Raw genomic sequence first — 26961 nt, 5'->3', positions numbered from 1 at the left:
CCAAGGCAGGGCGTTCGCGTAGCGTGCCGTAGGCATTAGCATTCGGATAGTTATCTCTTGGTTTAATTCCATAAATTGTCGCCCGTTCTGCGAAGCAGTTCCCGAAGGGTATGCTTCGCCCCTACACTAATTAATCTGCTCAAATATTTTTTAATTCGATCGCCCCTTCCCCCCCAAAAACAACCACCAAACTGTTACCGCTACCCAGTGCATAAAAGTAATTGTCCACAGAGAACCGATAAAGTAATAATTAATGGTACAAGCTAAACCCAAGAGAGTTATTAACAACAAAAACACGGGATTAGCAAAAGTCGATCGCCCAAACCATTTCGCCAAAATCAAATGAAATCCCACATAAATCCCTAACCCTAAAAATCCCCAACTCCACCAGATTAAAGGCGAAAACCAATCTTTCGGATAAGGCAATAATAGAACACGAAACAGATATTCTTGCACTAAAGCGGGAACAAATAGCAGTTTGATTGTTGTTGCTAATTGATGATACCAGGGAGTAGCTAAAGGTTGCCAGTCAAGAAAGTTTTTGGTAAAACCAATGGGAATTGCGATCGCACCAAAAATCACTAACATACCTAAAGTCTTCAACCAATCTATTTCCGAAGGAATTGTTACCCCGCCAAAAGTGCGAGTTACCAAATAAGAAAATATTGGAATATTAGTAAATGGCAGTTTCCAAGCACCTAATATTAAAGTTGGTTCCAATGGTGCAAGATTCGGATCTTTCCCGCCAATTTGATTAGTGCGTAAAAACCATAATTCAGCGTCATTATTTAAAAATAACATGGAAAATTCATCGAATGCTTGCCGAGGGAGAGCAGTTCGCCAACTAATTAATCCCGTGAGTAAATTTCTCGGTTTAAAATCATTAATACTAATAAACTCTTTGTCAGAACGCACCCCAGTCAACACATCAGCATTCCATTGCCAATCCCAACGTACTACACCCATTGGTGTTAGTTGTTTTGCTAAATCTTTGGCTAATTTTACCAAATCCTGAAACCTTTTTGTGGTTGGATTATTAGGATTATCTTTCATCCATTGCACAATTTGGGGATTTTTTTCGATCTTTTGTTGAAAGCGATATAAAGTGAGAAATATTGCTTGCGCCGAATCTTGCACGCAAGAAGTTGCAGAAGTAATGCTAGAATCTCCTGTACCATCACCAATGCGATAACGTGCAGCAACTAAACTTAATTCGCCCATTAGTTCATTAAACAAAGAAAGTTTTGTGCCGCCAAAATCGTATTCTTTGGTTAAGGTATCTAGCTTAATTAACACATCAGAAACTGGGCGAACTCCCATAAATCCTCGGCGCATATTGCCCATATAATTCGCCCAAGTTTGAAAACCGGATAATGTACCATCGCCGCCATTACCATAAACTTGAAAGTAGTCAATATTAAAAATTGGTTCATTGGTAAAAACGTCGCGCACAACTTCAGCTACACCAAAAGAAAAGTGTCCGGTGTATGTGCCAAAAGCGAATTTTTCGGCGTTGCGATATGTGCCACCTTTTCCGCCATAAAGGTGCATTACTAAAGTGCGATCGCCAATTTTCCAATCTTTATATGTGCCGTCAGTTTTACCTGTTAAAAGTATACTTTCAACTGTGCCTTTCTTTTTTTCTACATCTTGCCAATTCTGGAAATTAATAAATTTTAAACCTGGATTAAATCCGCTAATTGTTTCTTGAGGTTTGACTTGAATTAGCGATCGCGGTTGCATTGCTTGTACGGTAAAAACTCCCTTGCGATCGTCCGCGCCGTAAATATACCACCCCGCTTTTCCCTCTGGCGAATTAACCAGATCGCGAGTAGTCATATTAAAGATTCCTTGATTATCTGGCGGTTGTTGGGGAATGCGAACAATTTCTATTGCACCATCGAATTTACCAGTTTCAATATTATAGTGTTGCACCCGCATTAAATCGCTAGCACAAGGCGGTTTCCCCGGACAAAGTTGGGGTAAATCTTGGGGTTTTTGGGGCACTAATTCCAAAAATTTGACTAATCCATAATATCTGCCAGTTTCTTGAATTGGTTCTTGATTAATTCGCAAAGTTGTAATTGAATTGTTACCCAGATCCCCTTTTAGATCCCCGACTTCTTCAAGAAGTCGGGGATCTAATTTTAGATCCCCGACTTCTTCAAGAAGTCGGGGATCTGAAACTACAACTTTTCCCGGCAAAATTACTGTGACATCATCTATAGAATGTGCTCCTGCTAATGATTGTAAGGGACCGACGCGATCGCGATTATTTAGTCGCATCGGATGAATTACTCCATTTTCGTAAGACTGTTGCACAGAAGCAGGAAAACGAGTATTACGAGAAGCTTTATTTACATAAGCTTGCACTAGCGGTTCTTGACTCCATGCCAACCGCACAGTTTTACCAATTAAATTTTTCTCATTAGCGGGGGCTACTTCAACCTCAAACCATGCCCAATCTGTTTCTTGGTTTGTTTTGGCAAATTCTTGATATCGCTCTTTAGAGGGCAGAATTAGCCGTCCTACCCAATCACTTACAGGTCGAAAATTAGCGGGTACTTCGGCGGTAATTGGATAATAACTCGGTTGATTAAATGGGGCTTTAATTGTGTAGGAATATTGGGAGGGAGGCAAGTTTGCTGTTACTGCTGTCAGCAATGGTGCCTGTAGTAAAATTGTCAGAATTGCGGTGAATATTATTAGGATAATTCGCATTTTCCCAATTCTCAACCATTGCGGCATTGCCATCTCCTCCACTTTTTGCATTTCTAAGTTTTACACCGATTCTGATAACTCGGAAACCGATTCCGCTGCTGGTGCGAGTACTTTCTTCAGCAATAACTTTACTACCATGATGTTAAGCAAAAGAATCACTAAATGTTTCCCTGAAAAATGATGCCAGCAATTAAGGATTTCCGTTGGTAGTGGTAAGGAAACCATGACCAACATTAATATATTTGCCCATTTCTTACCGTACCAAAAGCCGATCGTCCCCACACCCATAACTATGGCATAAATCCCCGCAACTCGCGCAATCTTCCGCAATCCATCAGCAGGTATATTCATCACAGTTTTGAGAAACCAATCACTTAATGTAAACTCTCCATCAACCAGATAATCTTGAGCAACTATGGCTATTTGATCGTAATTTTTCCAACTAAAAAATGACAGAATGCTAATCGTTGCCAGAATTAATACGATCAGACTTTTATAAGCAACGATTAACTTTGTACTTAAAGAGCGTTGATTTTGAACTGTCATGCAAGCAACTTGGGATTTTTAATTTTTGATTATAGCTTAAAACTCTAACCTGTAAATAGAGCTAAAAATAAAATTTTTCTGATCTTCAGGACTTAACTGTGCAACTTTTATTTTGGGTTAGCTTTGCTCAAACTGGCTTCAATTCATTAGACCAGGAATATGATATTATTTTTGGCAGTTGTATATAGTTACCTGAATTGGTCAGACAATTATCAGATTAATAAATCGAGGCAAAGATGGGACAAAAAATCATTTACGGAACCGTCAACGATGATGGCACAAAACAAGGCGGTGAAGGGTTTACTGTAGAATTAGTAGAAGCTGGATTGTATGCGATTACTTTTGCAGAAGCTTTTGCTACTTCTCCTTGTGTAGTTGCTACCCTGAAAGATTGGGGCGCTGATAATCAAATTGTGGTTCAAAATATCAACCCAGATAAATTTCAAGTTACCATTTGGGATTTAGAAGTTAAACAACCAGCTGATGCAACTGCGGCACAATTAAAGGTTAGCAAGGAAAAGTCAGCTTTTAATTTCATTGCGATCGGGGAAGGTTAATTGAAGGAATAAGTGTGGAATTGGCGATCGCTCATCTTTGTTTCAGTGTTTTGATTAGGTGTGCGATCGCTTCCTATCAGCAAATTTAATCTAATCATTATCATCTGCAATTAAGTAATCATTATTCAGGATTTCTAGAACAACAAAAGGCGATTCAACTGGAAACACATCAATTGCTAATCCCGTTTCAGCAGCAGCTAACTCCCTAGCATCGATCCCCGCAAGATCCCCGACTTCTTGAAGAAGTCGGGGATCTGTGTAGATATTATTATTCGGCAAACATTTCAGCCAATGTATCAAGAACTGCTCTTTGCTCATCAGCGTTAATTTTACCAAGCAGTTTTACTAATCGAGCTTTGTCTACTGTACGGATTTGATCGAGAACAATTTGCCCATCTTTTCCCTGAAATTGACAAGCTATTCTTGTGGGATATGCTTGACCTTTCGTAGTCATTGGTGCAACAATTACAGTAGAAATATTGCGGTTCATCTCATCTGGCGAAATCACTACACAAGGTCGAGTTTTCTGAATTTCGCTACCAACTGTAGGATCGAGATTTACTAGGAAAACATCAAAACGGTTGACTACCATTCCCATTCAACTTGATCCCAATTTGTAGTACTGACATCATCTAATAAAATATCATCCTTCTGTTCCGCCATTGCTGCAAAAGCTTCATCCCATCCTACCCGTATTTTTGGTGCAGCACGCACAATTAAGCGATCGCCTTCCACCTCAATTTCTACTTCTCGATCGCTATCAATACAGCTTTGTTCTAACAGAGGTTTGGGAATTCTAATACCTTGAGAATTCCCAATTTTAATAATTCGAGTTCTAATTGCTGTACCCATAGTTAGGTTTTTTTATAGTTTTGGTAATTACATTGTATTTACTAAGAGAGCGATCGTCAAGTAATTTAGTGATAATTGACATAGAGCTTTTAATTTGTTGGCGATCGCTTTTTTAAGCTGTCTCACCTTTTGTTTGTGGCATTGTCTCAATTAACACTCGAAGCATTCTATTAACTGACTCCGGTGTAGTGAAAACTTCCGCTACATCTTCATCTAAAACCACAACAGTTAACTTCTTTTTTCCACTACGAGAAGCAAAGCGATTAGGTTTTGCTTTCTGATAGTCAAAGTCGTATTCAGGTAAAACTTCATTATCAGAATTTGGTGATTCCTCAAAAGGCGTTTTGTTCATAATTTCTCGCTTATTGTATCAATAAAGCTTTCAATTTGGTGATCGCTTTTAAGCAACTCCATACCCAGTATAAGGACGCTTATAAGGTGGATGTAATCCCAGCACAATATCCTCTTTTGCTACTCCCATTTCCACTAATTCTTGTGCTAAATCATCTTCCGTCATATTCTGTTGAATCCAGATTTTCCCATCTCGAATATCAAAATGAATCACGCTATGATAAACCCGATGTAACCCTTTCCAACCTACTCGCATCCATTGGTAATGATCGTGGATTGTATCGAAAATTAACTCATTTTCAATTTCATTATTTTGAGGGTTGCTACTACCATACTTGGTGAGAATTGTTTTAATACAATTGCGATAATGCTCTAACTTATCCATTGCCAAATCTCCTCTAAAATTGAGTCAAATACAATTAGGCTAGCTAAAAGGGCGCTGAGGTGCAGAAAAAATTAGAGCAAGTCATCTGATCTTTTTTGAAAAAGCCCACAGATATCGCTCTAAATCGTGTTCATGTGTATTCATTAAAGCAGTAAGATCGCAATTTTTAACTCTTGAATGAAGAGAGTCAATGGGGTGAATTCCGCATGGACTGTATTTGTATGCTCCTCCCCATCTAAACCAATAGTTTAAGACTTTATCATTACAATTATAGAAATTAATCAGCTTACCGCTAATACTAAAAACAAGATCATCCCATTTTATAGTTCTTGCAGCACCACCGAGAAGGATAACATTATTTACCTCTTTTGAGTAAGTATTTGGTGGAACTTCAAGTCCATAGTGAATTATCCGAGCACCAAGAGAGTGAGCAATTAGAGATATTTTTTGTTCAGGAATGGATCTTAGTAAGTCAGTTAAATAATGTTTTGCTATGGTTTTAGACCTTCCTCTAATTATTTCCCAATGGATAGGTGTAGGGGGATATTCATCGGTTCCACTGTCCCACCATAACTGGTAGATAGAGCCCTTCCATCCTGCTTTTCTAATCGAGGTACACCAAATATCTTGATTTTGAATGTATTTCGTTCGCCATCCATTTAAGAAGACTAAAGCTTCATCACGCCCTTGAGAGGGTTCCACAAAACTAGTGTAAGGTTTATCCATAATGTACTCTTGGCTTTTGATATCTACCTATGGATAGAATGCCCAAAAACACGGGCAAGTTTACTATATAGGGCTTGCTGAATAAGTCTGTTGGTGGGGGTAGGGACACGGCATCATTAATATTTGCAATTTCTACCGTTATCTCTTTCATGCCGTGTCCCTACAATTTCCGCAGAAATTGGCAAGGATTTTGTGCCAAAAGGTCTGAAAAACTTGCACTTGTTTATGCAAAAAAGGCGCAAAACCATTGTTTATCTTACTTTTTACTTTTATTCAGCAAGCCCTAGCTAGGTTTTTTTAGTGATAAAACAGTTTTAATCGACGGCTATGAGGCTTCCATAACTATTCATACCAGCAATCTGATGAGTACTCTGATGCCAAACTCCTATAATGAACAATAGCAGCGATAACACCATAGAGAAACTCATAAGCTCCTTGAAGCATCTCAGATAAGTGGCTGATACTTATATTTTCTAAGTTAGCTAGGAATTTCTTTCCATCTTTGCTTTCAGGGTATCGGAATGACATTGATATTGGATCATGGATACTAAATTCTTTAACTATATGCTCAGTAAGACTTTCTCCTGGTGTTTTTTCGTCCTCCGGAAAAACCTTTTCAATAACTTCCTTTACTTGCCCCCATAATATTTGCAAATCATGTGTTGGGCGAAAGTCTTTCCCTTCATTTAATAACAACCATCCTTCACGAATAATTTCTTTAAAACGAAGTTCCAAATGCTGCCGATACAGAAAGACAATTGGATAAACAAGAGTATCTTGCCCTGTACCGTTTTCAATAACGTGGTTTACAAGAATATCTGCGCCATTGTAATACCCCTCAGCCAACACATCAAAGCCATGAAAGCAGTTGATACGGGCATTATTTATCCAATCAATATCTGAAATAAAAAGCCCTTTATAAGATTGGTTATTTTTAACCATTTCAATCTCCTTATCTATAAACCCACCCGAACAAGAGAGTTCGGGTGGGGAAATTACTGTACTATTATTGTAGCAGCTAAAAATTAACTCGATTTAACCGTCAACAATTCTTGCGGTAAACGCTTAAAAGCCAAACGTTCATTTTCCACATCGACAAAGATGGTATCGCCATCAGTAAATTCACCGCGCAAAATTGCTTTGGCAATTTGAGTTTCTAACTCTCTTTGAATTGCTCTCTTTAACGGACGTGCGCCATAAACAGGATCGTATCCTACATCCGCTAAGAAATCTAACGCAGAATCGGAGAGTTTGAGAGACATTTTACGATCGCTCAACCGTCGCCCCAACCTTAACACTTGCAACTGCACAATCTTCCGCAATTCTTGTTTGTTCAAACCGTGGAAGATGATCATTTCATCAATACGGTTGAGGAACTCTGGACGGAAATTATTTCGCATTGCTTCCATCACTCTTCCCCGCATTTCATCATAACGGGAATCATCACCAGCAATATCTAAAATGTACTGCGAACCGATATTACTCGTCATAATAATTACAGTATTCTTGAAGTCTACTGTATGACCTTGAGCATCAGTAACTCGTCCATCATCCAAAATTTGCAACATTACGTTGAAAACATCTGGGTGAGCTTTTTCGATTTCATCAAACAAGATTACCGCGTATGGACGACGACGAATTGCTTCCGTTAACTGTCCACCTTCGTCATATCCAACATACCCTGGAGGCGCACCAATTAAACGGGAAACGGCGTGTTTTTCCATGTATTCAGACATATCAATTCGTACTAAAGCTTCCTCAGTATCGAACAAATATGCTGCTAATGCTTTCGCTAATTCGGTTTTACCAACACCTGTTGGACCGAGGAAAATAAAGCTTGCAGTAGGACGATTTGGATCTGCTAAACCTGCGCGAGAACGGAGAATTGCATCAGCAACAGCTGTTACTGCTTCATCTTGTCCAACTACTCGTTTGTGCAATTCATCTTCCAAATGCAGCAGTTTTTCCATTTCAGATTCCACTAGTTTACTGATAGGAATTCCTGTCCATTTAGAAATAATTTCCGCGATGTCTGCTTCGGTTACTTCTTCCCGCAACAGTGATTTTCCACTCTTTTGAGTTTGTGCAAGTCTGGTTTCTGCTGCTGACAATTTGTTTTGCAGTTCGATTAGTTTTCCGTATTTCAACTCAGCGGCGCGGTTTAAATCGTAATTCCGTTCTGCTTGTTGAACTTCTAAGTTAACTTTATCGATCGCTTCCTTAATCCCCTGAATCTCAACAATAACATCTTTTTCAGATTGCCATTGAGCATTTAATGTGCTTTGTTCTTCTTTGAGATCTGCCAGTTCTTTTTCTAATCTTTCCAACCTTTCTCTCGAAGCTGCATTGCTTTCTTTTTGCAATGACAATCTTTCCATTTCTAGTTGTAAGATTTTGCGATCGACTTCATCAAGTTCTTCCGGTTTAGATGTAATTTCCATCTTCAACCTAGCAGCAGCTTCATCTACTAAGTCGATCGCTTTATCGGGTAAAAAGCGATCGCTAATATAGCGAGTAGAAAGTGTCGCCGCAGCAACTAAAGCACTATCAGAAATCTTAACCCCGTGATGAACTTCGTAACGTTCTTTCAAACCTCGGAGAATAGAAATAGTATCTTCAACTGTCGGTTGATCGACATAAACTTGTTGGAAACGTCGTTCTAATGCCGCATCTTTTTCGATATATTTACGATATTCATCCAAAGTAGTTGCACCGATACAACGCAACTCACCTCTCGCCAACATTGGTTTCAGCAAGTTACCTGCATCCATTGCACCTTGAGTCGCACCAGCACCAACAACGGTGTGAATTTCGTCAATAAACAGAATAATATTACCTTGAGAATCGGTAACTTCTTTTAATACTGCTTTCAGACGTTCTTCAAATTCACCCCGATATTTAGCACCAGCAATTAATGCTCCCATATCTAGACCAATTAATTTCCGATCTTGCAAAGATTGGGGAACATCTCCGCTGACAATTCTTTGTGCTAAACCTTCCACAATAGCGGTTTTTCCTACCCCAGGTTCACCAATTAAAACGGGGTTGTTTTTAGTGCGACGGGAAAGGATTTGAATTGTCCGGCGAATTTCATCATCGCGTCCAATTACAGGGTCTAGTTTACCAATTTTTGCCAGGTCTGTGAGGTCACGACCGTATTTTTCTAATGATTGATATTTTCCTTCTGGGTTTTGATCCGTCACTTTTTGACTGCCTCGGACTTGTGCGATCGTATTTTTCAGTTTAGCTTCGTCTAGTTTAAATTCTTGGAATAACGCTTTGCCAAAACGATCGTCTTGAGCAAAAGCTAAGAGCAAATGTTCGATCGAAATGAATTCATCTTGAAACTGTTTCCGATAGTTATCTGCCCTATCTAACAAAGTATCAACACTGCGACTCCAATAAACAGAACTACTACCAGAAACCTTCGGTTGACGACGAATGAAATCATCAGTGTAATCGCGAACTCGTTGGACGTTTATCCCAGCTTTATTCAAAATACTGGAAACTAAACCTTCTTGTTCCAGCAGCGATTTCATTAAATGTTCACTTTCAATATATTGCTGCTGAGTTGTTTTTACAATATCTGGGGTGCGAGCTAACGCTTCCCAAGCTTTTTCTGTAAATTGATTAGGATTATTTGGTTGCATTCTTCCCTATTCCCCTATTTAGCTATACTCACTTTTTCTTCTACAGTTATTGTAGAGTTGTAGGGTGCGTCAGACCAGAAATCTGATAGACTGCATCAGGGTTTGAGGGTCTGACGCACCCTACTAATTACTTTTTCTTCTACAGGTATTGTAGAAAAGTTGACGCAATTGGCAGGATCGGTGTTTACACCTTTTTTTATCGGTATTGCCGTAGAAAAATTATACCTCTGGGTCGATGCCTAACTCTCGCAATTTTGCTGCTAGACGTTCTGCGCGTTGCCGTTCTCTTTCTGCACGTTCCGCACCTGTTAACAACAGTTTTCCATCTAAATCCCACCAGCGCAACCAAGGCAATTCCATATTTTGATATTGTCCTTGCCAAATACCCAACTCAACTCCCAAAGGTGCAATTGGATAATGTCCCCGTTCATTTGTGCTGAGTAATTCAAAGCGATTTTCGATGAAATGATACACTTCAACACTTGCTTTTCTTACTTCGTAAATTCCATAAAATGCCGGACGAATTGTTTGTTCGTAAACCCAAAATTTGCCAGTTATCGGTGTTTTATCTCGTTCCTCTATACCATCCCCAGAAACAAATTCTAAAACAATCAAAGGCGGGAGAAATTCTTGCCACATTACATAAGAACGGCGCGTTTCACCATTAAGCATTGGCGGTACATTTGGCACATAAAACCAATCTGGTGCTTCTGCACCTCGTTCTGGTGGTTCAGTCATTCGCCAATATATACCAGAATCTTGTCCGATACAGTATTGTCCATCAGGATGAATTGCTTGCAAAATTGGTTCAATTGAATCAGTTAAGAGTATACTTTGGGGGTGTTCTTGGAAATTTTTCACGAAAGTACCATTTGATTCTGGTAGTTGGGTATGATCGAGCCATTTAGTAATTATTTCTGATGTAAAAGCTGAAGTCATTTGATTTTAGAATTTGGATTTTATTAATTAGAAATTATATCAACTTATTCCGAAAATTTCCCTTGATTTCTGGTACAGCTTTTGTTCCCCATGCCCTGTTCCCCGTTCCCTGTTCCCTAAAACCAGAAAATTTCCCCAAAAAAACATTAAACTGCTGTTCGCAACTATCCTAGTAAGCATTACCATTATTTCAAGCCGCTAAATTCTTATCAGGTATGAGCTATTGCCTCAACCCTTTCTGTAAAAAGCCTCAAAACCGCGATGAAGCAAAGACTTGTCCCACTTGTGGATCGGAGTTGTTTCTGAGAAAGCGCTACAGAGCCGTTCGCCCAATTGGTGAAGGGGCTTTTAGTAGGAGCTTTTTGGCTGAAGATACAGATAGGTTAAACTCTCCGTGCGTCATCAAACAATTTTTGCCGTTACCGCAAATTCAAAACAATAACTCGGCGATTGCCAAAACTACCCAAATGTTTGAACAGGAGGCGCGACAATTACTACATTTGGGGGAACAACATCCCCAAGTTCCCACGCTCTATGCTTATTTTGAAGAGGATAAACGCCTGTATTTGGTTAATCAATATGTGGAAGGGCAGGATTTATCCCAACAATTGCAAGAACAGGGTGCTTACAATGAACAACAAATTCGAGAATTGTTGCATGATGTTTTACCTGTGTTGCAATTTGTGCATAATCGTCAGGCAATTCATCGAGATATTAAACTGACAAATATTGTTCGGAGAAAGAGCGATCGCAAACACATCTTAATCGACTTTGGCATTTCCCGACAGTTAACTGATAACAAATTCACCCCGATTCGTTTCAATCTCGCTACCGAAGGATATGCACCTTTAGAACAATTACGTGGTGGCAGAATCTATCCCGCTAGCGACCTTTATAGTTTAGGTCTTGTCTGCATTCAACTATTAACTCAAGCTGCTCTTGATGAACTTTATAATCCTATAGAAGGTGGTTGGGTATGGCGAGATTATTTACGGCGTTTGGGTGCAGATATTAGCGATCAGCTTTATCAAGTGTTAGATAGACTGCTCAAAGATTCCCTAAGAAAACGCTATCAATCGGCAACAGAAGTTTTTAAAGACCTATACAATGAAGGTTGGAGGAAAATTGTTCTGCCGCCCAATTCTGCACCAAGAATTCCGACTCGTAATTGGCGATGTGTGAGTAATTTAACTGAGCATTCAGATACTGTTACTTGTCTCACTTTTAGCCCTAATGCACTGATGTTGGTTAGTGGTAGCGCTGATAAAACTATTAAACTTTGGAAATCAGGTAATGGCAGACTAATTTCTACAATTAACGCTCACTCTGATACAGTTGCTTGTTTAGCAATTAGTCCAGATGGCAAGATCTTAGCTTCTGGTAGTGCTGACTGCACTATTAAACTATGGCAATTGGGTAATGGTAATTTAATTCGCACTCTCTCGGGTCATTCTGTAACTATTTTCACTCTAGCTTTTACTCCTGATGGAGAAGTTTTGGTTAGTGGTAGTGGTGATGGAAATATTAAATTGTGGCAGGTGAGTACTGGTAAATTACTCAATACTTTAACTGGACATTCTGACTTTGTGGAATCCCTCGTCATTACTCCAGATGGAAAAACTCTCGCTAGTGCAAGTTGGGATAATACAATTAAAATTTGGGATCTCAACAGCGGTAGATTAGTAAATACTCTTAGTGGTCATTCTGGCTCAATTTGGGCGATCGCACTCAGTCCCGATGGCGAACTTTTAGCCAGCATCAGTGGCGATAACACCATTAAACTCTGGCAGTTAAACAACGGAAATTTACTCAACACTCTGACCAGTAGTTCCGGTTCCGTTTGGTCGATCGCCTACAGTCCCAACGGCGAAATGATCGCTTGTGATAGCGGCGATAATAGCATCAAAATTTGGCAAGTCGAGCAAGGTAAATTACTCCGCACTCTCAGCGGTCATTCCGCTCAAGTCCGTACCCTCGCCTTTAGTCCCGATGGCAAAATTTTAGCCTCCGGTAGTGACGATCGCACTATTAAGCTGTGGCGACATGAGTAATGTTGGGGACTGGGGACTGGGGACTGGAGACTGGGGACAAGGAAACAAGGGAAAGTTTTTAACTCAAAACTCACAACTCAAAACTCAAAACTTTCCCTCCTCCCCAATCCCCTTCAAGATTTAATAATAATTTACGAAAATTCTGGATAGTTGCCAGAAAGGGTTTGTAGGGGCGATCGATCGCTATTTACCTCCTGAGAAATTTAGGAACGTAGGGTGCGTTAGCGCAGCGTAACGCACCATTAACAGGCTTTTCGGGATCTGCTTTCCTTAACCACATCAGGTTTTGTTTTTGCCTTTTGTACCTAAATACAATATTTAAAATCATAAAACTATTAATAAAGCAGTTTTAGCAATTGAGGAAGTTTTAAAGAGATTTATTCTGTAAATTCACATTTTATTAACAAAATACTCTTAATTAAATAGCTATTCCTTCTCAAAGCCGCTTTCTTTTCCGCGAAACTTGGTCAATAATGCAGTCAAAGAGCTTAAAAAAACTCGCCCTCAAACAGCGGATAACATTCCCAGACTTTGACAAAGCACCATTAAGGAGAAAAAGAGCGTGAAACTTGCAGTTTACGGAAAAGGCGGAATCGGCAAATCAACAACAAGTTGTAATATATCCGTTGCCCTTGCCAAACGAGGCAAAAAAGTCCTGCAAATTGGTTGCGATCCCAAACACGACAGCACTTTTACCTTGACAGGCTTTTTAATTCCCACAATCATTGATACACTGCAAGCCAAAGACTACCACTACGAAGACGTTTGGCCTGAAGATGTAATTTACAAAGGCTACGGAGGCGTTGACTGCGTAGAAGCAGGTGGGCCACCTGCTGGTGCTGGATGTGGCGGTTACGTTGTCGGGGAAACAGTTAAGCTACTCAAGGAACTGAACGCCTTTGACGAATACGATGTCATTTTATTTGACGTTCTCGGTGACGTGGTGTGTGGTGGTTTTGCTGCCCCCCTCAACTATGCTGATTACTGCATGATCGTTACAGACAATGGTTTTGATGCCTTGTTTGCGGCTAATCGGATTGCTGCATCTGTAAGGGAAAAAGCTCGGACTCATCCATTGCGCCTTGCGGGATTAATCGGCAATCGTACTTCTAAGCGGGACTTAATTGAAAAGTATGTCGAATCAGTGCCAATGCCAGTGTTGGAAGTGCTGCCTTTAATTGAAGATATTCGGGTTTCTCGCGTCAAGGGCAAAACTCTGTTTGAAATGGCAGAAAAAGACCCTTCATTAAATTATGTGTGTGATTATTACCTGAATATTGCGGATCAAATTTTGGCTTGTCCTGAAGGAGTAGTGCCAAATGACGCTCCTGACAGGGATTTATTTGCTCTGTTATCAGATTTTTACCTGAATCCGACAAAACCACAGATCAAGACGGAGGAAGAAGAACTAGACTTAATGATGGTTTAGAAAAGTCTAGTTGTCAGGATGAGGGAGAAGATCAGTGGCTTTTTTTGATGACTTCACATCAGCTTTAAAACAAAAATGGCTGCAATACTACCAGCTAAATCATTCTTGGCTGGCTCTACAAATGGAAGTAGAAAATGTTAAAACACCAGATGGGGGTCGGCGACCTTCTTCTTACCTCATCCTGGGGGTTCTGAATGCACTGGAGCCAAAACTGGCGCAGTTGATGTTACCGTTTTCCAAGCTCAACTCCGATCCAGATTCTCTGATTGAGGTTTTGGAGTTGAATTTTGACCCGGATGTAGCTTTGGGCAAACGTCCACCCATGAAGGCTGCACCGACAGCGCCATCGGCTGCAAAACCTGCTGCAACCCAAGAGGCAGCCGAATCGGAATTAGATGATTTGTCCGATTTCTCAGAACCAGATTCTTCTGGTTCTAATGCAGCAGTACTCGGGATCGCCGCAGTTGGTGGAGCAGCAGCAATAGGTGCTGGGGTATTCGCTGCTACCGCATTGACTCAGGAAGATGAAAGCGGACTCGAATCGATGGATCTCGATGATTTGGGAGATGAATCGAATCTTGCTGTTGAGGAAGCAAGTGCGGATGCGTTGGATGATATTGCGATCGATGATGATTTTACTGCTGATGAGTCTTTGGTAGAACTGAGCGATGATGAAGGCGATGAAGGCTTTGCTGATATATCGCTAGATGCCTTTGGCGACACCTCTGATACCGAAGAACTCACCGATACTTCAGATTCGGAGTTTAGCGGACTAACAAATGTCTGGGGTAGTGAAACTGAAGAGTTAAGTGAGGAGTCTCTGGCTGACTTTGGCGATCTCTCCCTCGATGATTTTGGCTCTAATACAGAGAAAAAGTCGGACGATGAGGAAGATGCCTTTGGTAGTTTAGATTTCGATCCTTTTGCTGATCCAAATCAAAACGGCCTAGATGATGATGAGTGGAAATAGTTAAGCTGGGGTAATTTCCCAGTCTGGCTCAAGTTTCGCTCCCCAAAAAGGCAGAAGGCTCCAAGGCAGAAGGGCAGAGGATCAGAGGAGCTCCAGGGGCTCCAGGGGCAAGAAAAGTTCAAAACTCAAAACTTTCTCCTCAACTCTCTGACTCAAAACTCTCTGACTCAAAACTCTCTGACTCCCCTTGTCCCCTTGTCCACACCCATTTCTACTTGGCATAACTTGAAGGAAAGAGGTTATTATGACTGTGGCTCAACCTGAAGGGCTTAATTTTGATTGCGAAACTGGGAATTACCACACTTTTTGTCCGATTAGCTGTGTGGCTTGGTTATACCAGAAAATCGAAGATAGTTTCTTTTTGGTAATTGGAACTAAAACTTGCGGCTATTTTCTGCAAAATGCGATGGGGGTGATGATTTTTGCTGAGCCTCGCTATGCAATGGCAGAGTTGGAAGAGGGTGATATTTCGGCTCAGTTGAATGATTATGAGGAGTTGAAGCGGTTGTGTTCGCAAATTAAGCGCGATCGCAATCCTAGCGTAATTGTTTGGATCGGCACTTGCACGACCGAAATTATCAAAATGGATTTGGAAGGTTTGGCTCCGAAGTTGGAAGCTGAACTGGGTATCCCGATCGTGGTTGCACGCGCTAACGGTTTGGATTACGCTTTTACTCAAGGGGAAGATACAGTATTAGCAGCAATGGCGGCTCGTTGTCCTGATAAAGCTCCGGTGGTGGAAGCGGAGAAGAGTGAGCGAAATGCGATCGCTAAACTCCTAAATTTCGGTAAAAAGAAAGAAGAAGTACAAGCCGAAGAATCAGAATATGTGGATCATCCGCCTTTAGTTTTGTTCGGTTCTTTGCCCGATCCAGTTGTTACTCAATTAACTTTAGAATTGAAGAAACAAGGTATTAAAGTTTCTGGTTGGTTGCCTGCAAAACGGTTTACGGAATTGCCAACTTTGGAAGAAGGTTATTATGTGGCTGGTGTGAATCCTTTCTTAAGTCGCACTGCTACTACTTTAATGCGTCGTCGGAAGTGTAAGCTAATTGGTGCGCCGTTCCCGATCGGTCCTGATGGTTCTCGCGCTTGGATTGAAAAGATTTGCTCGGTGTTTGGTATTGAGCCAAAAGGTTTGGCAGAAAGAGAACAACAAATTTGGGAAAATTTAGAAGATTATATCCAATTAATTCGCGGCAAATCTGTCTTTTTCATGGGCGATAATTTGCTGGAAATTTCTTTAGCTCGTTTCTTAATTCGCTGCGGCATGACTTGTCCTGAAATCGGCATTCCTTACATGGATAAGCGTTATCAAGCTGCTGAGTTGGCAATGTTAGAAAAAACTTGTCAGGAAATGGGTGTTCCTGTACCCAGAATTGTGGAAAAGCCGGATAATTATAATCAAATTCAACGAATTTATGAGTTGAATCCAGATTTAGTAATTACTGGTATGGCTCATGCTAATCCTTTGGAAGCAAGGGGAATTAATACTAAGTGGTCAGTTGAGTTTACTTTCGCTCAAATTCACGGTTTTACTAATGCACGGGATATTTTGGAGTTAGTAACTCGTCCTTTGCGCCGGAATAATAATTTGAAGGATTTGGGTTGGGATAAGTTGGTGAAAGAAGAGGCGAAGGTTTAGGTTTTTTCTTCCTAATTGACTTTGGTATGAAGTTGGGGCGATCTTTGGCGATCGCTCTTTTTTTATTGAACTTGATAATATGGCTACAACACCGATCGACTTATATCGACAAGAGATGCAGCTAAGTTTTAAAGATGTACAGTTTATTATTGAAGCACTGGATTATCGGATCGAGGCTTATCGAGAAGTCCTGAAAAATCAGGAAGACTTAGATGAGGATGAAGTTTCAGATATTAGTAATGATTGTGGTTTTTTAGAAGCGTTGCGGAAAGATTTGGCAAAAGCTTTGAGTCAGGGGGAATTACCTAAAGTGGGTAATATTAAGTAGAAGTTGCGATCGATCTTTTTTTAGTTTGGCGATCGGTCTTTCTCAGTTCATATATTACATCATTATTCTTTGGTTTCTTTAGCGATCGCAAACTTCTTTCTTCTCTCCAGTCGTTCTAACCGCTGTTGACACAATTCTATTTCCATCATCGCGTTTAATTGCGCCAACTTCAAATCTAAAATTTCCAGCTGGTGGTTAGTTTTCTGCAATCTTTCCACAGTGCGCTTTGCTTTTTCTGGATCTAGGAATTTTTTGGGTTGATTCATAGTAAGTCAATGTCTCTTTTAGATTCTTGAATAGTTGCAGCTACAGCATCAGCGTTAGCTTGTGCTTGCTCTATGGTCTGATACAGTAAATTTAGCACAGCAGGAGAAGCAGTGGGCTGAGATTCGGAAATGTTTAAAAATAACTTACACAGACGGTTGTATGGATTTCTTAACCTTTCTCTGGCATCTTGTAATTGTTCCAGTATGGGAATACTTAATCTCTGTCTCCCCGAACTGTTCGACAATTAATGATTCTGTTGCTGCTGCTTCATCAATTAATTCTGCCAATTGTCCCAGCAGATTTAAAATGGTGGCTTTTGTTTCACTTGGTAGTTTTGCCATTATGTGCAATTCAAATTATCATAATTTTACATATTAGTGTAATTTGGTTTTTATTGATACTATATAGTGAGAAATTGAGGTGCGATCGCAAAGCGTGCGCGTTAGCGCGTATCGCTCTTTTTTTGAACCACAGAGACGCAGAGGACGCAGAGAAGATTTTTTAACCGCAAAGGACGCAAAGGACGCTAAGAAAAGAGGGGGAGGGTAGCGATCGCACTTTTGCTTTAGTATAAAACTAGCAAATTCGCGATCGCTATGAAGCTGGAGTTTTTACCCTAAACAAGCTGCCAAATCTTCATCGGGTGTTGTAATTGCTTTCAAATTGTATTTTTCAGAAAGCAAATTGAACACATTAGGAGAAATAAAAGCAGGCAAAGTTGGGCCGAGTCTAATATCTTTAATTCCCAGATACAATAGAGTTAACAAAACTGCTACTGCTTTCTGTTCGTACCAAGACAAAATCAAAGATAAAGGTAATTCATTCACATTCATATTCAGCGCATTTGCTAATCCCAATGCGATTTGAATTGCTGAATAAGCATCATTGCATTGTCCGACATCCATTAAGCGAGGAAGACCGCTAATTTCTCCTAACTGTTTATCGAAAAAGCGGAATTTACCACAGGCGAGAGTCAGGACAACGCAATCACTAGGAACTTTTTCCACTAATTCAGTATAGTAATTGCGATCGGGTTTCGCACCATCACAACCACCAACTAAGAATAAGTGGCGAATTTTTCCTTCTTTAACAGCTGCTAAAACTTGATCTGCTACACCTAATACAGTATTCCGCGCAAATCCTACATTTACTTCCCTTGGCGGTTCATCTTCTAGAAATCCAGGTAATGCCAAAGCTTTTTCAATTACTGGTGTAAAATCAGGCGCACCATGCTCAATATTAGGAAGATATTTTAACCCTGGATAGCCAACTGGCCCGACACTAAACAGTTTATCTTCATAATTTTCATGGGTGGGCATTAAACAGTTAGTTGTTATCACAATTGCGCCAGGAAATCTGGGGAAATCTTTAGTTTGATTTTGCCATGCCGTGCCATAATGACCGTAAAGATGGGGGTAAGTTTCTTTCAGGCGAGGATACCCGTGTGCTGGAAGTAATTCGCCATGAGTGTAAACAGTAATTCCCTTATTTTCTGTTTGCTTGAGCAAAGCTGCTAATTGTTTAATATCATGTCCTGATACTAAAATTGCTTTCCCTTTTCTCGCATTTAGGGGAACGGAAGTAGGAACAGGATGACCGTAGGTTTTAGTATGTCCAGCATCGAGTAATTCCATCACTCGGTAGTTTTGTTCTCCCACTTTCAGCGCCAGATTTACCCAATCTTCTAAAGTGAGTTCCTGATTATCAATTGCAACTAATGTTTCATGAACAAATCGATAAACTTGCTCATCTTCTTCTCCCAATTCCAGCGCGTGGAAGGCGTAGGATGCTAAACCTTTTAAACCGTAGATCGTAGTTAGTTTGAGTGAGAAGATATCAACATCGCCACCAGATTCAGTGAGAAATTTCAGGGATGTTTGCTCACCTTGTTCAATTAAACTGCCATCAAAATCCGGTTGAAAATTAGAAATTTCTGACCAAGCAGAGGGAACATTACTTATTGCTTGAATTTGGGTTTTCAGGTTTTCCCGATATGCCAGTGCTTGCTTAATATACTCAACAAATCGCTTTTCATGAAAGTTCACATTCGTCATCGTGGAAAAGACTGTTTCGCAGGTAAAAACATCGACGTTATGAGTATTAATACCAAGTGATTTCGCTTGCAAAACTACAGGAGCCAGTCCCCGTAAACAGTAAACTAGTAAATCTTGAATGGCGTTTAGGGGGCTTTTGCCGCAAGCGCCCCATTGATGGCATCCTTGTCCACTTGCAGTTTGTTCGCATTGTTCGCAAAACATTTATTGTCTCTCCTATAGGGCTCTATATATGTTTAATTTGTAGCAGATTTAACAAAAAATATCGGAGCTTAAGTTAAATTTAAGATTCTATAAATTGCTGAGTTCCCTTTAGTTAATTTTTATTGAACTGTTTCAAGCACAGAGAAGGTAGAGAAGATTTTTTAACCGCAAAGGACGCAAAGAGCGCGAAGAGAAGAAAGAGAGGGAAGAGGTCGATCGCAACTTTAGAGATAAGTTAATAACTGGTAAGCCGTTTTAATATACTCAGTACTTTGTATAATTCATTTTCACGTTTGCGAAGTACAAATTCATCGGATAAGGCGTACTGAGGTGTTTGTGTTTTTACTAATTTGGCAAATAGGAAATGGCTACCATTTGTCAACATTCCAAAGATAGGTTTTTCAGGGTTTGGAGTTCCTAGCATATAGGCTAATAGTTGAGCGATACCTGCTTCTAGGGAAATACCAGCCCGTTTGGATTCGATCGCTAATAACCAGAACTGATCTTGTAAAATTAGTGCATCAATTCTCCCTTCAATTATCAAGCCGTCTTCATCTTCTAAGGAAATTGTGACGGATTTTTCTGGCTTGACATCAAAGGGAAATAAATAAAAGCCAGCAATAAAAAGTAGGGGGTGCAATACTGCCATTCGGACAGAGTTTTCTAAGAAGGGAGGTTTTTTGAGTAAGTTTAGATAACCGCTTTTTAACCGATCTAATGATTCTTTTTCCCATTCACTAATTTCTGGCAGGTTTTCTTGCCATTCGGGAAAGAATTGATTATCTATTATTTCTTTTAGGTTAAATCTTAATTCGAGTTCATCAATTTGAATTATTGAGGCTTGTATTGTTTGAGTCATAATATTTAACCACTCCAGATGGAGAGTATACAGAGAGAAGAGAGAGGTTATTTTTGGGGAGGACGGCGCGATCGCACCCATTTTTTTGCTCTCCTTTTGGCATACCAACCAATAAGAAAGGTTAATAATATTGTAAATGATAAGTTTAACACAGGCAACCAATAAGGGGTTATTTGATCGGGTTTTTTGATGACAATTGGTTTGGTTATTTCGGTGATTGCGGGGGAAATTATTGTAGCTGCGATCGCAGATGTTCCTAATCCTACGCCCCAGGTTTCTACTGTTTCTTGAAATTGGCGATCGCGCTTTTCTATTATATCATCTAATTGCGCTTGTCTTATTTCAACTATTCCTCTAATTGTATCTATTTGTTTTTCTCTTAATCTTAAACCAGGATTGAGGGATGCGAGGTCTTGTTTTACTTGGGCTTGATATTTATATCTTACTAAATCGTTGAAGGTTTTCAGGATGTCCAGATTAGTCGGATTAGCAGAGGTGATTTTAGTGGCTTTTTTCTCAATATTTAGTAACCGTTTTTTATAGTTGTAAGTATTGGTTTTTAGGGCTTCCATCTGCACTTCTAAGTAAGCTATTCCTTGGGCATATTCTTGCAAGATTTGGTAATTTTTGTCTAAAGCTTGGATTAATTCAGTTAATTCGGATTCTAGGAGGTTGAGTTCGGAGGAATTTGCTTTACTTGGGGCGATCGCTTGCACTTCGCGGGCAAATTTTTCGGCTAAACTTGGTTTCAATTGCCTCATTTTCCCATAAGTCCAAACTATCTTATGTTTGTAACAGAATAACTGTCGCCAATCTTCAGAAAAGTTGGCTATGTTTTCCATTGCAGTTAGGTTGGGATAAATTATAATTAGAACATGATTGTTTTCGGTTTCTAAGTTTTGCCAGTTCTGGGGTGTTTGCCAGATTTCCCAAATTTTCGCGTCGCCGAATTGTCCGCTTTCTCGATCGCGCCATTCGCCAAAATTCAAGGATTTATAAGCTGATTTGGCTACATCTTCCAGATTTTTTGCTGGAGAATAACCGACTATCATCCAAGTTTTTCCCAGGAGTTCGCCGGAAATAGGACTTTTTTGCTTTTCGGCATTTAATTTATTTTGTAGTTCGGGAAAAGGTGATTCTGGGGGAGGTTGATCTTTCTCGGAGACGGAATAAACCAGGAGTAGACTATCAGTATCGCCCAAGGTGCAGCGGGAGGAAAAACCATTGGGCAATTCAGAATTTTTGGGGGTATCGGAATCTTCCTGAGAAGCTGAGGAGTTTTTCAGGTAATAAGTAAATAGAAATAGATGGGGATAAATTAAGTTATTCATTAAACGAATATATACACCCAAGCATATTGGTAAATGTTTTCAGCATTTGCGGAGGAAGATTCGCATGATGTTGGGGGAGGTGGGGTGATTTCAGCAGATAATTGTAATTGGTTTTCAATATTTTTAGTTGCGTTCACTGAGTCTTGAGATTGAAAGATATGCTGGATTAGTTTTAATGAGTCAGTTGGCAGGATAAAATTTTCTAATTCCCGGTTTTCCTCTTCCGGTTCGCTATTTGTTGATTTTATAATACATTTGTTGCGCGGTTGGGCTTGATAAGCTAATTGCAAAGCTTTTAAAGCGGGTTCATATAAGTTTTTTAGGAACTCGTTTTGGTAAATTAGCTTTCGCAGATTTCCGACAGATGCTTCTTCATCAGTTGCTAATTCTTCTCCTAATTGGTAAAGTTGTTTTTGCAGGGATTCATCTAGGGGTGATTCTAGTTGAGAAAGGACGATTAAAAAAGCACGAATAGTTTTGCTATCTTGTTCTCGCATAGATTTATTGGGTGTTTCGCAATGATTGGGTTGTTGTTAACAAGAAACATTTTTGTAGGGACACGGCATCAGAAATATCTTGGCAATCCACAAATTTCAATTATGCCGTGTCCCTACACCAAAACAATTAAGATGATTGCCAGATAGGATAAATCCAGCCCAGTGGTAGGGATGGGCGTAAGGGCGATGATTCATTCCCTTTGTTTCGGCTTCTTGTTGTGCTTTAGTAATGGCACCTTGCAAACTTTCCCAACAACCACTATATTGTTCTACTTTAGCAGATTCTTGCTGATACCATTGGATTAAATCGGCGAATGTGAGTGTAGAAAGCCAGGTTTGGGTTTGTTGAAGTGCTAAAGCTGGAGGGATGTTTTCTTTATATAATTGGTGAAATTTAATCATCATCAATGCTGTTTCGATTTCGCCAACTTGCCAAAGTGTGCTGATAACATGAGTAACGCCTTTTGCCAAAAATCCACTGACTAATCCAACGTATTCATCGATGATACCTTGTTTGCTGGTAATGCCTGTTTCGCAAGCGGAAAGACAAGCGAGTTGATAGCCTCTTAAGTTTAGTTGGAAGATGTCTTGCAAAGTTAGCATTTCTTGGTTGGCTAGTTCTAAAGCTGAATTTAAAGGCTGTTGCAAATTGTGTTCGCCATGTCCGGTAAAATGGAAGATGTCGGCAGAATTGGATAAGGCGGTGATAACTGTATTTTTGGTAGCTTTTCTGCTTTTAATCCAGGTGGGATTGTCGTAAAGTTGGGCAATAATTTGCGATTCGGTTTCGGCAAATTCTAAACGACTGGGACTTTCGATGCTGAGGAGTTTTTTGGGAATAGATGGTGTATCAGTTTGCAAATCCATACCAACTTTTAGACTGGGGAGATAAGTAATTGTAAAACCTTTTTCGCGGAACAGGTAATGCAGGGGTAACAGGTGCAAGTCACGATGGGGAATCAATATTAAGTGAGTAATTTCATCGCCGATCTTTTTTAATATGGGTTCAATATCGAGTATGTTTCTCAACTCATCCAACCTATCCGCCATTTTATTTCGCCAAGTTTCTGTTTCTTCCTTCGCGCCCTTCGCGTCTTTGCGGTTCAATTGATATTCTTCTTTCCATTCTTTCAACCAATCTTCAAACTTTTGTAATTGCTGAATGGTAGCTGCGGGATTATCGGGGGTATTTTCTACTGAGTGAATCTGGATTTGAGATCCCCCCTTACCCCCCTTACCAAGGGGGGGATAAGAGTTGTTTAGTTCGTCTTGGGAAGGGGAATCAAAAACGTTAGGTGCGGGATTATTGGGGGTATTTTCTGCTGAGTGAATCTGGATTTGAGATCCCCCCTTACCCCCCTTACCAAGGGGGGGATAAGAGTTATTTAGTTCCTGTTGGGAAGAGGCATCAATTTCTCTGAGCCCCCCTTGAGAAGAGGCATCGATTTCTCTTAGCCCCCCTTGGTAAGGGGGGTTGGGGGGATCTAGATCTAATTTGATAATAAAAGTAGTAATGGCAGCTGGGCTGTAGTGCCAGTAAATTGCTGCGATACCGGGAGAGAGAATTTGTTCAATTTCGGGATATTGTAGCGGCGTTTCTTCCCTGATTCCCACATAACGGGATTCGCGCAACCAACGCAAGCAGAGATTTTTCCGTTTTTCGGCTAACAAAAGTGCTTCTTGTAGTTGCGATGACTGGGCTAAGAGGACTACTCGCAATTGACTGAATGTGGCGAATTTGTTGGCTAACTGGATTTTCCTGTCTTGTGAATCAGTTTCCAGTAGCAAGTTTTCCAGCATGGTATCGCCAATATCCAAACATAGCTGAAAATCATCTTGGCGGTTGAGGGCGTTACAGACTTTGGCTAAGTCTTGCAATATTTCCATATATCGTAACTGGAAGCGGGGGCTAACTTGTTCGCCCAGAACTTCTCCTAAGATGGAAGTTTGGGAACCGGAAAGTGTTTTTAGGGCGGTGATATAACTGTTTCTTGATTCGTGCCAGTAGGGGTAGGGATTTGGTTGTTGTTTTCCGTAACCATAGTAGGCATCGCCTTTACACAGATGTAAGACAGCGCAACCTTCCTGATAGTCGTGTGTCTCTGGTTGGAGAGATTGCAACCCCTCATCCCAGTTTCGCAATGCTGCTTGATAGGCGTGTAAGTTATAGATTGTCCAACCTCGATTTGCCCAAGCCGCCCAGAATTGATTTTGTCTTATTTCTAAAGCCCGGTTAAAGGCTTGGATCGCTTGTTGGTACTGCCCTAAGTCATTCAGCGCAAGGCCCAAACCATTCCAGGCATAGTGGTAGTTAGGGGAAATGTCGAGCGCCCTTTGATAAGCTTCGATCGCTTGTTGGTACTGCCCTAAGTCACTCAGCGCAATGCCCAAATTATTCCAGGCATAGTGGTAGTTAGGGGAAATGTCGATCGCCCTTTGAGAAGCTTCGATCGCTTGTTGGTACTGCCCTAAGTTTCTCAGCGCAATGCCCAAACCATTCCAGTCATAATGGTAGTTAGGGGAAATGTCGATCGCCCTTTGAAAAGCTTCGATCGCTTGTTGGTACTGCCCTAAGTCATTCAGCGCATTGCCCAAATTACTCCAGGCATTGTGGAAGTTAGGGGAAATGTCGATCGCCCTTTGAAAGCAACTAAGTGCCGCCTGAATATTACCAGATTCAGCTTCATCAACGCCTCGGTTAAACCACTCTACAACTTCCCGATCTACGGAAACATCATCAGAAACCGAAATTGTTGTATCGACACTTTGATTATCAACAGTTGGGATAACAGATGTGTTTAGAAACCCGGTTTCTTGGAGAAACCGGGTTTCTGAATTTCCCAACAATTCCCTGCCAATTTCTCTGGCAACTTTTCCCAATTCCCCACCAAGAACCTCACCCAATCGCACCATTTGCTGCGCTAATTTCCGATGGGTTTCGGGTGATTCTAACAAGTTACTGCCAAAGCGACGCAACCACGCCACCAACTCTGCTTCATCAATGTGGTTGCCAATCAAAAAACCTTTAATATTCCCTCGACTCTCGCCTTTTGCCACCATATCCAGCAGTTGCAAAAACAAACTTTCCTGTTCTGCATCGCTGCGGAGTTGCCGCTTTTTGGGGGGTGAAGGTTGGGGTGGTTTTGTAAATAGCTGCTGCCACAATTTTTTCAGCCAGCGCCAGATTTTCCCGAACATCTGCTGCACTCAAGGGTTGCGAATATTTTCGATTGTAGCGATTTATGCTTGAGGTTGTTGGGGATGGGGGGTTGTCAACGTAATTAATGTAGGGGCGAAGCATTTGGGCGATAAGTTCTGCAACTTATTAAAAATATTTGTATCCAAATGCTTCGCCCTGCCTCGACGCAAGATTGTAGATACAGCTTATCTGTGGGGGAGGGCGAAGCATTCGGATTGTTATATTTTGGTTGTGTTTCATGAATTGTCGCCCGAATGCTTCGCCCCTACAGGTAAATCGTAAATTAAATATTGATTTTCCAGTCCGTTTTAACGGACTTTCGCTATTAGCCAAGGAATTGATTCCTTGGTGGGTTTGTGGGGAATGTTTGGTGCGATCGCTCTCCCAATATTACAAAATAGGATTGATGAGATAGTGCGATCGATCTATGAATTCCATCACCTTAAAAATTGCTAACCTCACAGCCAAAGACTTCATAAAATTGTGCGAATATAACCGTGATTTGGTGCGATCGCTTTCCTATTTCTTCGCTACAATTAATAAATCAATTTCTCCCTGCATATTATGGTACAGTTTAATCCAGAAATCCGCTTACCAACTGGTGCTGAACTACCCAATTCTGATGATACGCCTGTGGATAACGAAAATCAAAATTTTCTGCCAAATTTACTGTTGTTTTTGCTTAAATTCTATTGGAACAAGCGCAATGATTGGTTCTTTGGCGTAGATATGGCAATCTATCACACGACGGGAATTAGTCATCTCGTACCAGTTGTTCCTGATGGTTTTTTGAGTTTAGGGGTAGAACGTTTCAAAGGCGATACTTTGCGCCTCAGCTATGTAGTTTGGGAAGAAAATAATATTCCCCCAATTTTCGCCTTGGAAATTGTCTCGCAAACTTATGGCGGCGAATATGATAAAAAAATGGATATTTATGCCAAATTAGGCGTATTATATTATGTAGTTTACAACCCTTACTATTGGCGACGAGATCAACATCAACCTTTTGAAGTTTATCGCTTAGTTAATGGCGAGTACGAACAGCAAATTGGTGAACCTTTTTGGATGCCAGAAGTCGGTTTAGGTATTGGTAGAGGTCGGTATTCTGACGGGGAATCTCAACTTGAAGTATTATATTGGTTTGATGAGAGAGGCGATCGCTATTTGACAGCAGAAGAAAGGTCAAGACAAGCTGAAGAATTATTAGCTAGATATCGGGAAAGATTTGGCGAATTGCCAGAATAAAAAAGTACGTTGTTGCGCTTCAGCGCTCACCTAAATAGCGCTAAAGCGCAACAACATACCAGAATAAAAAAGTACGTTGTTGCGCTTCAGCGCTCACCTAAATAGCGCTAAAGCGCAACAACATACCAGAATAAAAAAGTACGTTGTTGCGCTTC

Annotated in this window: 26 protein-coding genes; 8 read left to right on the top strand and 18 right to left on the bottom strand. The window is 40.5% G+C overall.

All coding sequences use genetic code 11. From position 1 onward, the window contains the following. Positions 1–150: 150 nt before the first annotated feature. Both ACE1CC_RS13325 and ACE1CC_RS13320 read right to left on the bottom strand, forming a co-directional pair. Entirely contained in the window at positions 151–2772 is a 2622-nt protein-coding gene (locus ACE1CC_RS13325) for a hypothetical protein (RefSeq protein ID WP_413270922.1), read from the bottom strand. 9 nt (positions 2773–2781) lie between these two features. Then, a complete protein-coding gene (locus tag ACE1CC_RS13320; RefSeq protein ID WP_413270921.1) occupies positions 2782–3267 on the bottom strand; it encodes a DUF2127 domain-containing protein in 486 nt (161 codons plus the stop codon). Between the two features lie 236 nt (positions 3268–3503). Here ACE1CC_RS13320 and ACE1CC_RS13315 point away from each other — a divergent pair, with 236 nt between their 5' ends. Further along, positions 3504–3824 carry a hypothetical protein gene (locus tag ACE1CC_RS13315; protein WP_413270920.1) on the top strand — a complete coding sequence of 107 codons (321 nt, stop codon included), beginning with the start codon at positions 3504–3506 and terminating at the stop codon, positions 3822–3824. A 90-nt stretch (positions 3825–3914) separates the two neighbouring features. On the opposite strand, the gene ACE1CC_RS13310 is transcribed toward ACE1CC_RS13315, so the two are convergent. The 9 genes from ACE1CC_RS13310 to ACE1CC_RS13270 all read right to left on the bottom strand — a co-directional run bounded on the left by ACE1CC_RS13310 (position 3915) and on the right by ACE1CC_RS13270 (position 10727). After that, a complete protein-coding gene (locus ACE1CC_RS13310; RefSeq protein WP_413270919.1) occupies positions 3915–4103 on the bottom strand; it encodes a hypothetical protein in 189 nt (62 codons plus the stop codon). Beyond that, positions 4093–4422, bottom strand: coding sequence for a type II toxin-antitoxin system PemK/MazF family toxin (locus ACE1CC_RS13305; RefSeq protein WP_459563838.1), 330 nt, complete (start codon positions 4420–4422; stop codon positions 4093–4095). Before ACE1CC_RS13305 ends, ACE1CC_RS13310 begins: the two co-directional genes overlap by 11 nt. Further along, positions 4410–4676, bottom strand: a complete 267-nt coding sequence (locus ACE1CC_RS13300; protein ID WP_413270918.1) for an AbrB/MazE/SpoVT family DNA-binding domain-containing protein — start codon at positions 4674–4676, stop codon at positions 4410–4412. The genes ACE1CC_RS13305 and ACE1CC_RS13300 overlap by 13 nt, the downstream gene beginning before the upstream one ends. Positions 4677–4788: 112 nt before the next feature. Further along, positions 4789–5028, bottom strand: coding sequence for a hypothetical protein (locus ACE1CC_RS13295; RefSeq protein WP_413270917.1), 240 nt, complete (start codon positions 5026–5028; stop codon positions 4789–4791). A gap of 48 nt (positions 5029–5076) precedes the next feature. Beyond that, a complete protein-coding gene (locus tag ACE1CC_RS13290) occupies positions 5077–5412 on the bottom strand; it encodes a XisI protein (RefSeq protein ID WP_413270916.1) in 336 nt (111 codons plus the stop codon). Positions 5413–5493: 81 nt separating this feature from the next. Next, positions 5494–6138 (bottom strand): DUF726 domain-containing protein, encoded by a 645-nt coding sequence (locus ACE1CC_RS13285; RefSeq protein WP_413270915.1) that lies wholly within the window; start codon positions 6136–6138, stop codon positions 5494–5496. Between the two features lie 342 nt (positions 6139–6480). Further along, a complete protein-coding gene (locus ACE1CC_RS13280) occupies positions 6481–7080 on the bottom strand; it encodes a hypothetical protein (RefSeq protein ID WP_413270914.1) in 600 nt (199 codons plus the stop codon). An 83-nt stretch (positions 7081–7163) separates the two neighbouring features. After that, complete coding sequence (gene clpB / locus ACE1CC_RS13275; RefSeq protein WP_413270913.1) at positions 7164–9788, bottom strand: ATP-dependent chaperone ClpB; 2625 nt, start codon at positions 9786–9788, stop codon at positions 7164–7166. A 219-nt stretch (positions 9789–10007) separates the two neighbouring features. Then, the gene (locus tag ACE1CC_RS13270; RefSeq protein WP_413270912.1) at positions 10008–10727 is read right to left on the bottom strand and encodes a Uma2 family endonuclease; all 720 of its coding nucleotides are present in this window, start codon (positions 10725–10727) and stop codon (positions 10008–10010) included. 215 nt (positions 10728–10942) lie between these two features. On the opposite strand from ACE1CC_RS13270, the gene ACE1CC_RS13265 reads away from it, so the two are divergent. The 5 genes from ACE1CC_RS13265 (at position 10943) to ACE1CC_RS13245 (ending at position 17150) form a co-directional block, all read left to right on the top strand. Beyond that, complete coding sequence (locus ACE1CC_RS13265) at positions 10943–12778, top strand: WD40 domain-containing protein (protein ID WP_413270911.1); 1836 nt, start codon at positions 10943–10945, stop codon at positions 12776–12778. A 562-nt stretch (positions 12779–13340) separates the two neighbouring features. After that, positions 13341–14207, top strand: a complete 867-nt coding sequence (gene bchL, locus ACE1CC_RS13260; protein WP_413270910.1) for a ferredoxin:protochlorophyllide reductase (ATP-dependent) iron-sulfur ATP-binding protein — start codon at positions 13341–13343, stop codon at positions 14205–14207. Between the two features lie 34 nt (positions 14208–14241). Then, positions 14242–15177 carry a DUF5331 domain-containing protein gene (locus tag ACE1CC_RS13255; RefSeq protein WP_413270909.1) on the top strand — a complete coding sequence of 312 codons (936 nt, stop codon included), beginning with the start codon at positions 14242–14244 and terminating at the stop codon, positions 15175–15177. A 244-nt stretch (positions 15178–15421) separates the two neighbouring features. Then, a complete protein-coding gene (locus tag ACE1CC_RS13250; RefSeq protein ID WP_413270908.1) occupies positions 15422–16822 on the top strand; it encodes a ferredoxin:protochlorophyllide reductase (ATP-dependent) subunit N in 1401 nt (466 codons plus the stop codon). A 79-nt stretch (positions 16823–16901) separates the two neighbouring features. Continuing rightward, a complete protein-coding gene (locus ACE1CC_RS13245) occupies positions 16902–17150 on the top strand; it encodes a hypothetical protein (RefSeq protein WP_413270907.1) in 249 nt (82 codons plus the stop codon). 62 nt (positions 17151–17212) lie between these two features. On the opposite strand, the gene ACE1CC_RS13240 is transcribed toward ACE1CC_RS13245, so the two are convergent. The 7 genes from ACE1CC_RS13240 to ACE1CC_RS13210 all read right to left on the bottom strand — a co-directional run bounded on the left by ACE1CC_RS13240 (position 17213) and on the right by ACE1CC_RS13210 (position 25560). Then, complete coding sequence (locus tag ACE1CC_RS13240) at positions 17213–17416, bottom strand: hypothetical protein (RefSeq protein WP_413270906.1); 204 nt, start codon at positions 17414–17416, stop codon at positions 17213–17215. Further along, positions 17413–17661, bottom strand: a complete 249-nt coding sequence (locus ACE1CC_RS13235; protein ID WP_413270905.1) for a hypothetical protein — start codon at positions 17659–17661, stop codon at positions 17413–17415. Before ACE1CC_RS13235 ends, ACE1CC_RS13240 begins: the two co-directional genes overlap by 4 nt. A gap of 367 nt (positions 17662–18028) precedes the next feature. Then, a complete protein-coding gene (hcp, locus tag ACE1CC_RS13230; RefSeq protein WP_413270904.1) occupies positions 18029–19675 on the bottom strand; it encodes a hydroxylamine reductase in 1647 nt (548 codons plus the stop codon). A 235-nt stretch (positions 19676–19910) separates the two neighbouring features. Then, complete coding sequence (locus ACE1CC_RS13225; RefSeq protein ID WP_413270903.1) at positions 19911–20534, bottom strand: restriction endonuclease subunit R; 624 nt, start codon at positions 20532–20534, stop codon at positions 19911–19913. A gap of 47 nt (positions 20535–20581) precedes the next feature. After that, positions 20582–21865 carry a hypothetical protein gene (locus tag ACE1CC_RS13220; RefSeq protein ID WP_413270902.1) on the bottom strand — a complete coding sequence of 428 codons (1284 nt, stop codon included), beginning with the start codon at positions 21863–21865 and terminating at the stop codon, positions 20582–20584. Further along, the gene (locus ACE1CC_RS13215; RefSeq protein WP_413270901.1) at positions 21865–22362 is read right to left on the bottom strand and encodes a hypothetical protein; all 498 of its coding nucleotides are present in this window, start codon (positions 22360–22362) and stop codon (positions 21865–21867) included. The genes ACE1CC_RS13220 and ACE1CC_RS13215 overlap by 1 nt, the downstream gene beginning before the upstream one ends. Before the next feature lie 96 nt (positions 22363–22458). After that, positions 22459–25560, bottom strand: coding sequence for a CHAT domain-containing protein (locus ACE1CC_RS13210; protein WP_413270900.1), 3102 nt, complete (start codon positions 25558–25560; stop codon positions 22459–22461). A 239-nt stretch (positions 25561–25799) separates the two neighbouring features. Here ACE1CC_RS13210 and ACE1CC_RS13205 point away from each other — a divergent pair, with 239 nt between their 5' ends. Then, positions 25800–25976, top strand: a complete 177-nt coding sequence (locus tag ACE1CC_RS13205; protein ID WP_413270899.1) for a hypothetical protein — start codon at positions 25800–25802, stop codon at positions 25974–25976. A gap of 149 nt (positions 25977–26125) precedes the next feature. After that, complete coding sequence (locus tag ACE1CC_RS13200; RefSeq protein WP_413270898.1) at positions 26126–26806, top strand: Uma2 family endonuclease; 681 nt, start codon at positions 26126–26128, stop codon at positions 26804–26806. Positions 26807–26961: the final 155 nt, after the last annotated feature.

Origin of the sequence: Floridaenema aerugineum BLCC-F46 (assembly GCF_041929345.1) — a bacterium.
GTDB classification, from domain to species: Bacteria; Cyanobacteriota; Cyanobacteriia; order Cyanobacteriales; family Aerosakkonemataceae; genus Floridanema; species Floridanema aerugineum.
The sequence above is the reverse complement of the archived record's forward strand: the minus strand, read 5'-3'. Positions and strand labels throughout refer to the sequence as shown.

Coding starts and splice junctions, on each gene's coding strand:
- ACE1CC_RS13325 (WP_413270922.1), bottom strand. CDS start 2,772: ATGCAAAAAGTGGAGGAGATGGCAATGCCGCAATGGTTGAGAATTGGG.
- ACE1CC_RS13320 (WP_413270921.1), bottom strand. CDS start 3,267: ATGACAGTTCAAAATCAACGCTCTTTAAGTACAAAGTTAATCGTTGCT.
- ACE1CC_RS13315 (WP_413270920.1), top strand. CDS start 3,504: ATGGGACAAAAAATCATTTACGGAACCGTCAACGATGATGGCACAAAA.
- ACE1CC_RS13305 (WP_459563838.1), bottom strand. CDS start 4,422: ATGGGAATGGTAGTCAACCGTTTTGATGTTTTCCTAGTAAATCTCGAT.
- ACE1CC_RS13300 (WP_413270918.1), bottom strand. CDS start 4,676: ATGGGTACAGCAATTAGAACTCGAATTATTAAAATTGGGAATTCTCAA.
- ACE1CC_RS13295 (WP_413270917.1), bottom strand. CDS start 5,028: ATGAACAAAACGCCTTTTGAGGAATCACCAAATTCTGATAATGAAGTT.
- ACE1CC_RS13290 (WP_413270916.1), bottom strand. CDS start 5,412: ATGGATAAGTTAGAGCATTATCGCAATTGTATTAAAACAATTCTCACC.
- ACE1CC_RS13285 (WP_413270915.1), bottom strand. CDS start 6,138: ATGGATAAACCTTACACTAGTTTTGTGGAACCCTCTCAAGGGCGTGAT.
- ACE1CC_RS13280 (WP_413270914.1), bottom strand. CDS start 7,080: ATGGTTAAAAATAACCAATCTTATAAAGGGCTTTTTATTTCAGATATT.
- clpB (WP_413270913.1), bottom strand. CDS start 9,788: ATGCAACCAAATAATCCTAATCAATTTACAGAAAAAGCTTGGGAAGCG.
- ACE1CC_RS13270 (WP_413270912.1), bottom strand. CDS start 10,727: ATGACTTCAGCTTTTACATCAGAAATAATTACTAAATGGCTCGATCAT.
- ACE1CC_RS13265 (WP_413270911.1), top strand. CDS start 10,943: ATGAGCTATTGCCTCAACCCTTTCTGTAAAAAGCCTCAAAACCGCGAT.
- ACE1CC_RS13250 (WP_413270908.1), top strand. CDS start 15,422: ATGACTGTGGCTCAACCTGAAGGGCTTAATTTTGATTGCGAAACTGGG.
- ACE1CC_RS13245 (WP_413270907.1), top strand. CDS start 16,902: ATGGCTACAACACCGATCGACTTATATCGACAAGAGATGCAGCTAAGT.
- ACE1CC_RS13240 (WP_413270906.1), bottom strand. CDS start 17,416: ATGAATCAACCCAAAAAATTCCTAGATCCAGAAAAAGCAAAGCGCACT.
- hcp (WP_413270904.1), bottom strand. CDS start 19,675: ATGTTTTGCGAACAATGCGAACAAACTGCAAGTGGACAAGGATGCCAT.
- ACE1CC_RS13225 (WP_413270903.1), bottom strand. CDS start 20,534: ATGACTCAAACAATACAAGCCTCAATAATTCAAATTGATGAACTCGAA.
- ACE1CC_RS13220 (WP_413270902.1), bottom strand. CDS start 21,865: ATGAATAACTTAATTTATCCCCATCTATTTCTATTTACTTATTACCTG.
- ACE1CC_RS13215 (WP_413270901.1), bottom strand. CDS start 22,362: ATGCGAGAACAAGATAGCAAAACTATTCGTGCTTTTTTAATCGTCCTT.
- ACE1CC_RS13210 (WP_413270900.1), bottom strand. CDS start 25,560: ATGTTCGGGAAAATCTGGCGCTGGCTGAAAAAATTGTGGCAGCAGCTA.
- ACE1CC_RS13205 (WP_413270899.1), top strand. CDS start 25,800: ATGAATTGTCGCCCGAATGCTTCGCCCCTACAGGTAAATCGTAAATTA.
- ACE1CC_RS13200 (WP_413270898.1), top strand. CDS start 26,126: ATGGTACAGTTTAATCCAGAAATCCGCTTACCAACTGGTGCTGAACTA.